The sequence below is a fragment of the Leisingera sp. F5 genome (assembly GCF_001593695.1).
Genome location: NZ_LUKH01000874.1, coordinates 1 through 1,530 on the forward strand (window position 1 = coordinate 1; position 1,530 = coordinate 1,530).

At 57.9% G+C, this 1,530-nt stretch carries 3 protein-coding genes; 1 reads left to right on the plus strand and 2 read right to left on the minus strand.

All coding sequences use genetic code 11. The features are described from left to right. The coding region (locus A2I95_RS36955) for a tetraacyldisaccharide 4'-kinase (protein WP_291737452.1) at nt 1-265 on the plus strand (265 nt) is incomplete at its 5' end. A gap of 106 nt (nt 266-371) precedes the next feature. On the opposite strand, the gene A2I95_RS36960 is transcribed toward A2I95_RS36955, so the two are convergent. Together A2I95_RS36960 and A2I95_RS36965 are read right to left on the minus strand one after the other, a co-directional pair. Next, nucleotides 372-1,043, minus strand: a complete 672-nt coding sequence (locus A2I95_RS36960) for a DsbA family protein (protein WP_027256854.1) — start codon at nt 1,041-1,043, stop codon at nt 372-374. Beyond that, nucleotides 1,040-1,530 (minus strand): DUF721 domain-containing protein (locus A2I95_RS36965; RefSeq protein WP_291737453.1); only part of this gene is annotated, 491 nt, incomplete at its 5' end. The genes A2I95_RS36965 and A2I95_RS36960, both read right to left, overlap by 4 nt.

Genomic DNA, 1,530 nt, shown 5'->3' on the forward strand with positions numbered 1-1,530 from the left:
ATTTTTCAACACTTTGCGCAGCCTTGGCGCTGACATTGCACGGGCCGAAGCGCTTGACGATCATCAGCCGCTCTCATCCGCGCTAATGAACCGGCTGGAGAATGAAGCCAAACTGCTTAACGCCCAGTTGGTCACTACGGAAAAAGACGCCGTCCGCCTGCCAGACAGCTTCCGCTCCAAGGTCATTACCCTGCCTGTGCGGCTGCAGGTTGCTGGAGATGACCGATTAAGGGATCTATTGAAGAAGGCGGCGCCAGCTCGCTGACCTCCAGCTCTCGCAGAGGCTGCCGAAAGAGAAATTTCCCGGTTTGCTCTGCCCTGAAAAGCCCAGGCACACGGCCTGGGCTTAAAAGTTCTTCTGCAGGAAGAGTTTAACCTTCCAGCTCTGCGTCCAACAGCGTCTTGAACTCTGTGTAAGATTGATTGGAAATCTTTTCACCATTCAGGATGAACGACGGCGTTGCCTCAATGCCGTGCTCGGTGGCGTTTTCCTGATACCAGGCCACCAGGGTTTGCGCTTTCTCTCCATCCTGCAGGCAGGCTTCCAGCTGCTCATTCCCGATTCCCGCCAGGCGGCCGATTTTGCGCAGCTCATCGACGATCTCGGTTGCGCCTCCGGCCCGCGCCCATTCGGACTGGCCCTTGTAGATCAGATCGGAAATACCAAAGAACTTATCCGGTCCGCTGCAGCGCGCAATCATCGAGGCCCACAGCCCGTAACGGTCAAAATAGACTTCGCGGTAGATGAACTTCACTTTGCCGGTGTCAATGTAGTCAGCCTTCAGCTTCTTGAAAGTTTCATTGTGGAAACTGGCGCAATGCGGGCAAGTGTAGGAGGCGTATTCGATCAGCGTGACCGGCGCGTCCTCGGCCCCCAACGTCATCTCGGCGATTGTTGAGATGTCCACCTCGGCCTCTTGCGCAATAGCGGCGCCAACCAGCGGGTTCTGCGGCAGATTGTTCTGAGTGTTGAATCCCGACAGGGCATAACCGCCCGCAACAACCGCAACCGCGGCAAAGACACCAGACATAAGACGGGTCATTTGAACCCCTTTCCTTGCGTTTTCTGTTTTGTCAGCACGTTCTGCCCCAGGCGTTCCAGGGCGGCACGCAGATCGTCGTTCTCCACACCAGCAGCCGCCTGGCTGGCAGCCGCAGTATCCTGCGGGTCGGGCTGCCGGGGCGCTTGCACTTTGGGGGCATATTTGAATTCCACGCGGCCATCGGAAAATCCCGTCGGTGCCGTTTGCGTGATCCGCACCTTGGAGATGGCATTGAAGCCATAAACCGCGTTCACCCGCTCACGCAGGCGTTCTTTTTGCATTTCAAGCATTGGCGCGTTGGCTCCGGTCGTCAGCACCGTCAGCGTTGCGCCAAAGGAACCGCGCCCGTAGCCGACGTTCACCGGACGCGCCATTGCAGCTATATCCGGACCGGCGATCTCTTCCCAGTGGGTCAGCAGCCGCGACACCGCAAAACCACGGCTTTCCCCCGCCTTGCGGATCTGCTCGTTGAGGAGCTTGGAGGTTC